This is a genomic window from Nonomuraea sp. 3N208, assembly GCF_052245935.1.
Classification (GTDB): Bacteria; Actinomycetota; Actinomycetes; order Streptosporangiales; family Streptosporangiaceae; genus Nonomuraea.
The window spans coordinates 1-7,813 of sequence record NZ_JBQQBR010000102.1 but is presented as its reverse complement, the minus strand read 5'-3'; the positions used below and the strand labels follow the sequence as shown (position 1 = coordinate 7,813).

5 protein-coding genes and 1 pseudogene are annotated in these 7,813 nt (G+C 69.4%); all 6 read left to right on the top strand.

What is annotated here, in order from left to right; genetic code table 11:
* Positions 1-203 precede the first annotated feature (203 nt).
* Positions 204-1,997, top strand: coding sequence for an HSP90 family protein (locus tag ACTWPT_RS59190; RefSeq protein ID WP_443186338.1), 1,794 nt, complete (start codon positions 204-206; stop codon positions 1,995-1,997).
* The gene (locus ACTWPT_RS59185; protein WP_443186337.1) at positions 1,994-4,783 is read left to right on the top strand and encodes a hypothetical protein; all 2,790 of its coding nucleotides are present in this window, start codon (positions 1,994-1,996) and stop codon (positions 4,781-4,783) included. Before ACTWPT_RS59190 ends, ACTWPT_RS59185 begins: the two co-directional genes overlap by 4 nt.
* A 511-nt stretch (positions 4,784-5,294) precedes the next feature.
* On the top strand, positions 5,295-6,416 hold the full coding sequence (locus ACTWPT_RS59180) for a helix-turn-helix domain-containing protein (protein ID WP_443186336.1): 1,122 nt from the start codon (positions 5,295-5,297) through the stop codon (positions 6,414-6,416).
* Positions 6,413-6,946, top strand: coding sequence for a hypothetical protein (locus ACTWPT_RS59175; protein ID WP_443186335.1), 534 nt, complete (start codon positions 6,413-6,415; stop codon positions 6,944-6,946). The genes ACTWPT_RS59180 and ACTWPT_RS59175 overlap by 4 nt, the downstream gene beginning before the upstream one ends.
* 60 nt (positions 6,947-7,006) lie before the next feature.
* The gene (locus ACTWPT_RS59170; protein WP_443186334.1) at positions 7,007-7,417 is read left to right on the top strand and encodes a transposase; all 411 of its coding nucleotides are present in this window, start codon (positions 7,007-7,009) and stop codon (positions 7,415-7,417) included.
* A pseudogene (locus tag ACTWPT_RS59165) lies at positions 7,414-7,813 on the top strand (IS3 family transposase); the annotation flags it as partial. The gene ACTWPT_RS59170 and the pseudogene ACTWPT_RS59165, both read left to right, overlap by 4 nt.

Below are 7,813 nucleotides of genomic sequence, written 5' to 3'. Positions count from 1 at the left end.
CATCGATCTCGCGTACACGAACCCGTTCAGCCACACCCAGAAGTCTGAAACGATCACGCCGACCGAGAGGAGACCTCGATCGGCGTGTCGTCACAAAAAGGGCAAACGTGACCGGCTACGGCACTAGGACGATGCCCGCAAAGAGCCGGCTTCCCGGCACCACTACTATGGCCGGCTGGTAACAACGACCGAGGAGTGAGGACGTGGAACGTACGTTCCAGGTCGATCTGCGAGGGATCGTCGACCTGTTCAGCCGACACCTGTACGCCAGTCCACGGGTGTACATGCGGGAGCTCCTGCAGAACGCGGTCGACGCCATCACCGCGCGCCGGGCGATCGACCCGGGTGCGCCGGCCGTGGTGTCGATCGAGCCGCCCGAGGTCACCGGCGACGGGACATTGCGCATACACGACAGTGGTATCGGCCTGTCCGAGCCCGAGGTGCACGAGCTGCTCGCCACGATCGGGCGTAGCTCCAAGCGGGACGACCTGGGCCTGGCGCGGCACGAGTTCCTCGGCCAGTTCGGCATCGGACTGCTGTCCTGCTTTCTGGTGGCCGACGAAGTCCGGGTGACCACCCGCTCCGCACACGGCGGGCCGACGGTGGAGTGGACCGGCCTGGCCGACGGGCGCTATCGCGTGGCCCCCGCGACGCGCGAGCGCACAGAGCCCGGTACCACGGTGACGCTCAACCCGGTACCCGGCATGGCTCGCTGGCTGGCCAGCGAGATGGTGAACGACCTGGTGGCGTCGTACGGGGACGCGTTGCCGGTGACGATTTCGATCGCCGGGCGGCGGGTGAACTCCGGTGCGCTGCCCTGGCAGCACGGGTATCCGTCGCCGGCCGCGCGGGCCGGGGCACTGCGCGCGTACGCCGAACGCGTCTTCGGCTTCGCCCCGTTCGACGTGATCGACCTGGCGGTCCCCGAGGCCGGGCTGACCGGGCTGGCGTTCGTCCTGCCGATGGCGGCCAATCCCGCGGCCCAGTCGGGTCACCGGGTGTACCTGCGCCGGATGCTGCTTGCCGACGGCGTCGACAAGCTGCTGCCAGAGTGGGCGTTCTTCGTCCGGTGCGTGGTGGACACCGGCGAACTGCGCCCGACCGCCAGCCGCGAGGCATTGTACGAAGACGACCTGCTCGCCGATACGCGGGAGGCACTCGGCGGGCAGGTGAGGGACTGGCTCGTACGCCTGGCCGCGACCGAGCCGGACCGCCTCCGGCAGTTCCTGGCCGTCCACCACCTGGGCGTCAAGTCACTGGCATTGCACGATGTGGAGATGCTGCGGGTGGTGGACCGCTGGTGGCCGATGGAGACCGACGCCGGGCCGATGACGCTCGCCGACTTCCGTCGACGACACCCGGTGGTGCGCTACACGGCGACCGCCGACGAGTTCCGCGTGCTGGCCGCGGTCGCCAGCGCGCAGAACTTCGGCCTGGTCAACGGCGGCTACGCGTACGACATCGAGATCATGCGCCGGCTTCCGCTGCTGGACCCGGCGATCGTCGTACGCCGGCTGGATCCCACCGAGCTGGCCACCCGGTTCGAGCCGCCGGACCCGGTGCTGGAGGCCCGGCTTCGGCCGTTCCTCACAGCGGCCGCAGGCGTCCTGCGGAGCCTGGGATGCGACGTGGTACCGCGTTCCTTCGACCCGCCTGCCCTGCCGGCCCTGTACCTGACGAGCCAGGCCGCGGTGCAGGCGGCGGAGATGCGCACGGCCCGGTCGTCGGCGGGTGAGCTGTGGTCCGGAGTGCTCGGGGCCGTGGACACCACTGACGCGGCGCACCGGCCGCAGCTGATCCTCAACCTGCGCAACCCCGTCGTGCGGCGGGTCGCCGAGGTGCGCGACCCGGCCCTGGCCGCTCTCGGCGTTCAGGCTCTGTACGGTCAGGCGCTGCTGTCCGGCCACCATCCGCTCCGCCCGGAGGACGGCGCGATGCTCAACCGTTCCTTCCTGGACCTGCTGGACTGGGCCATCGGCGCGGCAGGCGCCCGATGAGCCGGAGCGGGGCCGAGCTGGCCGCCATGCTGGAGCAGGCCAGGCGGATGGGCCACGGCGAGGCGCAGACCGCGCTGCTGGAGGACCTGGTGCAGCACGCCGACGCCGGCGGACAGCACCGGCTGGCCTTCGCCGCGCGCCGCAGCCTGGCCAACGCGTACAGCGTCGGTCGTCAGTGGGACAAGGCGTTCCCGCTGTTCTCCCGTTGCCTGAGCGAGTACGACGCACGGCCCGGCGAGTTCGGGCCGGAAGAGGATTGGTCGCTGCGCAGCTGGTACGCGAGCATCGCCCAGTCGATGGCCGAGTTTCCCGAGATCAGCCTGGCCCAGGTCTACGGCGCCTTCGAGGACATGGAGCGCCGTTTCCGCGCCGGTGGTCACAGCCTGCGGCAGGTGTACGACGCCCGCCGGTGGGTGGCACAGCTCGCCCGCGACTGGCCCGAGGAGGAGCGCTGCCACCAGCAGTGGGAGGCGGCCGGCGGGCCCGACCCGGACTCGGTGTGGGACTTCGAGGCCGAGGTCGAGCGGCTGGTCCTGCGCGGCGACGACGCGTCCGTCGCGCGGGCGCTGGCCCTCGCCGGGCCGGTGCTCGCGGGCGAGGTCACCTTCACGGAGCCGCCCGCTCCGATCCAGTGCCTGATGTTGCTGCCGCTGGCCCGCGCCGGGCGACTGGAGGAGGCGGCGAAGGCGTTCAACCGGGCACGCCGTGCGATGTACCAGGGCGTCTACCGATACGAGTACGGCGGCATGAAGATCGAGTTCTGTGCACTGACCGGTAATGAGGAGACCGGACTGTCGGCTCTGCGGGAGCAGCTGGCGGGCTTTCCCACGCTGAACCGGCCGAACGGAAAGATGGAGTTCGCCACCGCCGCGGCGGTCCTGCTCCGGCGGCTGACCGCGGCCGGCCGGGGCGACGAGACGGTCCGAGCGAACGGCAGCGACCTCACCTGGTCCGTGGCCGAGCTGTGCCACGAGATGGAGAGCACCGCGCGGGACCTGGCCGCCCGGTTCGACGCGCGCAACGGCACAACCTGTCAGGGGGACCGGATCCGCGCCCGGCTGACCGCGCCTCCCGTCGTCGACTTCCTGCCGCTCTCTCCGGGCGCCCGCAGACCGGTACGACTGGAGATCCCGCCCGGTATGCCGCCTGAGGCGTTGCTGGACCGGGCCGAGTGGCACGAGCGACGGGACGAGCCCGCCCTGGCCCGCCGGTATGTGGCCGCCGCCGGCACACCCCCACCGCATCTGGCCGCGCGCCACGCCGAGCTGACCGCGCTGACCGGCTCCGAGCGGGCCGAGGAACGGTTCCGCTGGGCGGCGGAGGCCTACCGGCAGGCCGGCGACCAGCAGCGCTACCTGCTGTGCACGTGCCGGCTCGGCAACTGGCTGTGCAAGCAGGACCGGTTCCACGAGGGCCTGCCGATGGTGACCTGGGCGGTGGGCGAACTGCGCCGTACCGGCCGGCACGAGCTGATCGCCCGGGGCGAACTGCTCCATGCCCGTTCGCTGTCCTGGGCCGGGAAGGTGCCGAAGGCGTACCAGGCTCTGGCGAATGGCGTCCGGCATGCCCTGGCCTGTGGCGATCCGATGCTGATCGGCTCGCTGGCGCTGGCTGAAGGCATCTGGCGGGAGTTCGACCGATTCCCGCCTGCCCAGGTGATCGGCCTGGCCGACACGGCACGGCAGGCGTTCGCCGCCGCAGGTTCACCCGGTCAGCTCGTCAGGGCGTTAGAGCTCCGGCGCCGCAGCCACGAACGGGCCGGCGCGCCGCATCACTTCACCGAGCTGGTCGAACAGGAACTCGCCACGCTACCGCCGTCGGCACCGGCACAGCTGCGCGGCTACCTCCGGTATCGGCGCGGTGTCGCCCTCGTCCTGTCCGGCCGCGCGGCCGACGCACTCGACGACCTGATCGACGGAGTCGGCGAGGCACGCTCCCGCGACGCCGACACCGCCGAACAGGGCTATCACCTCGCCGTGGCGTACCGGGCGGCGGGCCGGGCCGAGGACGCGATGGAGACCGCCGCCGACGTGGCCGCGTGGCTGGACCACTTGCGGGAGCTCGGAAAGCTGGCCGAGCCGGAGATGGCCGACTGGAACCGTCTCCTGCTCGCCGAGTGCCATCAGATCCTCGGCCACCAAGCCTCCGCGCTCGAAGAGTACGAGAAGGTCGCGGCCTCGGCCCGCGGCCGGAACGACGCGAGGCTGCTTCTCCAGGCGCTGATGCCATCGGCGAAGATCCACGACCGCCTGGACGAGGACGCGGAGGCGGCCGCGACCTACCGGGAGGCCACCGATGCCGCGGCCAGGCTCGGCGACGTGCACGTGGCGGCCGTCTGCCGCGCGTCCGAGGCGCTGTCCCTGCAGCGGACCGGTGACGTCGAGCGGGCCCTCGCCGTACTCGCGCAGGCTGAGGCCATGACCGGCGCGCTGCCCGCCGAGCCCGCGGAGCGCCTCCCGCAGAACTGGGCGATCACGTTTCGCAGCGCCGCGCACGTGCTGTCCGCGGCGGGCCGCCTCCAGGAAGCGGCGGACCGCGCGGCACGTGCGGCCACGGCCTTCCGGCAGGTGGGTGAGGTGACCGACGCGACGACCATGGACTTCCTGCATGCCCGTACCCTGGTCCGGCTGGGCCGTCCCGACCTCGCCGAGCCGCTGTTGCGAGCCATCATCGAGGCCGCCGGTCAGGAGACGCCGCTGCACCAAGCGGCGGCTCGGGCACTGGCGGAGACCCTGGAGCAGCTCCGCCGATCCGCCGGACCCAGCCGGAGCGCTCCCAACAGTTGAGCGGATGCCTGGACCGGGGGTATGCCGAACGTGTCACCAGCAACTCCTGATCTGGACGTGGAAGCCGGTCAGCAGTCCTAGTGCTGGGCAAGTTGGCGTGAGAGGAGACTTGTCCGTGGCCATGTTAAAAGAGTGGCCCCGGCGCACATTGCGATCTCGGGCGAGCAGGAGCGTCTGGACGGCCCGGGGCCGCTGGGCGGCCTTGGGCAGCTGGATGGCCCGGGGCCGCTGGACGGTCTTGCCGTAGGCGGGCTGAAGGAGGGGGTCCGGGAGTGGACCATCCCCGACCGCGAGGACCTTGGGGCCGCTCAGCCTCACGTGGCTTCCGCCGGTCTCGATCCTGCCTCGGAGTGCGAGTCCGGCGAGCACAGCTCGTCGCGTTTGCCCCACCGCGGGGTGACATCTCAGCCCGCCGCCGTCCCCAGCCCGGTGGTTCCGGTGAGGAGCACCAGCAGCGACAACCCGAATCGACTCCGTTGCGATTTTCGCAACTGAAGCTTAGAGTGGAGGCATGTGCGGGGAGATCATGGCACAGCGCGTCCGCCAGCTGATCACAAGAAGTGGCCGGAGCCAAGGCGAGTTCGCGACGCTGGCCGGACTCGACCCGTCGAAGATGTCCAAGTCGCTATCCGGCACCCGAAGGTTCACCTCCCTCGAGCTGGCGCGGGTCGCCGAACTCGGTGGCGTGACGGTTGACTGGTTGCTCGGCGCCGATGAGACCCCTGCGTTGGCGGGGAGGCTCTCGTCCCCCCCGGGCAGTTCTGTGGAGAGTGCCGCGCAGGAGGCCGATGGGCTCACTCAGCTCCGCGCGGACCTCGCCTTCCTCGGTTACAAGCAGCACGTCACCCTCCCTCAAACCACACCCGTGGGCAGTTGGTGGGTAGGGCAGGGGCAACAACTTGCCGCTTGGGCCCTTGACCAGGCATGCGCTGCCGGAGCCGATCCCAGCCACACACGCGATCTCGCCGAGCTGATCGAGAACGTGTTTGGGATCGATGTGGCGATCAGCGAACTGCCTGATGGTTTCGACGGTCTGGCCTCCAGTAGAGAGCACCGCCGGCTAATTGTCGTCGGGACCTCGACGGTCCCCAGCCGTCAGCGCTTCACACTCGCGCATGAGCTGGGGCACGTATTGGCTGGTGACGATCAAGGCCTACTGGTCGAGGCCGACATTTACGACAAGCGTCATAGCCGACAGTCCTCCGAGATCCGAGCGAACGCCTTCGCCACCGCCTTTCTCCTACCGGAAGAGCTACTGAAGTCGGAGACGAGCGGCATGGCCTGGACGGATGAGTCCTTCGCCAAGCTCGCCTTCCGATGGTGGGTTTCACCCAGCGCGTTGGCCTGGCGGCTGCATAACGTGAGCCTGATTTCCAAAGATCTCTGCGACCGGTTCCGCGGCATGACCACCGAGTCCGCGGCTCTGCTCGCCGGTGAGCTGGGTTCGTTCACTGAGTGGATCGATGCCGCCTCCCGCTGCCGGATTCCGCAGCTGCTGTTGCGCGACACATTCCAGGCCTACCTCGACGGCGCCTCGACCCTGCGTCCTTTCTCCAACCTGATCGGCGAGGATAGCGAGAGCATCCGGCAGGCTCTTGAACAAGCCGGAGAGGAACCTCCCCTGACGTCATGATCTGGTACTGGTTCCCCGACAACACCGTGCTGTGCAACTTCGCCGCAGTGTCACGCCTACGACTCCTGGAGGAGATTCTGCGCGGCAGGGGACGCTGGGTTGAGGCCATCGAAGCCGAGGCGAGCAAGTCGAAGGCCGTCTTCCCCGAACTGAACACGATCGCTCAGGACGGTTGGCTGGGCGAACCTATCGAGATCACCAATCTGAACGAAAGCCGCCAGGTCGAGCAGGTACGCCGTGCGGTGTTCGGCGGTTCGCTCCATAGGCCGACGCAGCACCTGGGCGAAGCACAGACATGCCATGTCATTCTCAACTGGCCGCAGTTCCGCGGATCCCTCTGGATCACGGACGATCGGGACGCCGGAGAGTATGCCCGTAGGCAGGGCATCACTACACGGGACACCATGGACCTGTTCTGCGAAGCGATCGTTGAAGGGCTCTGCACCGCCGACGAGGGCTTCAAGCTGCTGCATGAGATGGTCCGCCTGGGCCGCCATCTCCGCCTGCCGAACCCCTCCCTGCCAAAATAGACAGAGGTAGCAAACAGGCATAAAACTCTGCGCTGAGGGCGGGGAAGGAGTCATCCCTTCGTGGGAGCAAGTGAACAGGATCCCGAGATCCCTGACCCCCAGGTGCACGAGCGGGCCGGCGCTCGCCGCTACACCGCTGCTTACAAGGCCCGGATCCTGGAGGAGTACGACCGGCTCGACAAGGCCGGCAAGGGCGCGTTGATGCGCCGTGAAGGCCTGTACTCCTCGCTGATCTCCAGTTGGCGGACCGCGCGTGACCACGGCGCCGAGCAGGCGCTGGCCCGGCCGGTCGGCCGCCCCAAGGCCGACCCGCGGGACAAGCAGATCGACGCTCTGCAGGCGGAAGTCGAGCGGCTGCGCGCCGAACTCGGCAAGACCCGCCAGGTCATCGAGGTGCAGGGAAAGCTCTTCGCGCTGCTGGATCAGCTCGCCACCGGCAGCGAGAACCCGACGGCTCGGGGCGAACGGTGAGCCAGATCATCGAAGTTGCCCAGGCCGAGGCGATCGAGGAACTCACCCCACTGCTCGGGCGGCGCAAGGCGTGCCAGGCGACCGGAATACCGCAGGCCAACTGGTACCGCAAGAACCGCCAGAGCCCTGCCCCCACCCGCCCGGTCACGCCACGAAATCCGCACCCCTCGGCGCTATCGCCGACCGAACGCGACCACATCCGCACGGTGCTGAACGAGCGATTCGCCGATGCCTCCCCGGCGACGGCGTACTTCTCCCTGCTGGATGAAGGCACCTACCTGGCGTCCACCTCGACGATGTATCGGATCCTGCGCGAGCACGGCGAGGTCGGCCGCGACCGGCGTCGCCAGGCCACTCATCCGCCCAAGACCATCCCCGAACTGTTCGCCGACGTCC

Bases quoted from the DNA above. Each gene is read 5' to 3' on its own strand.
- ACTWPT_RS59185 (WP_443186337.1), top strand. From the start codon at position 1,994: ATGAGCCGGAGCGGGGCCGAGCTGGCCGCCATGCTGGAGCAGGCCAGG.
- ACTWPT_RS59180 (WP_443186336.1), top strand. From the start codon at position 5,295: ATGTGCGGGGAGATCATGGCACAGCGCGTCCGCCAGCTGATCACAAGA.
- ACTWPT_RS59175 (WP_443186335.1), top strand. From the start codon at position 6,413: ATGATCTGGTACTGGTTCCCCGACAACACCGTGCTGTGCAACTTCGCC.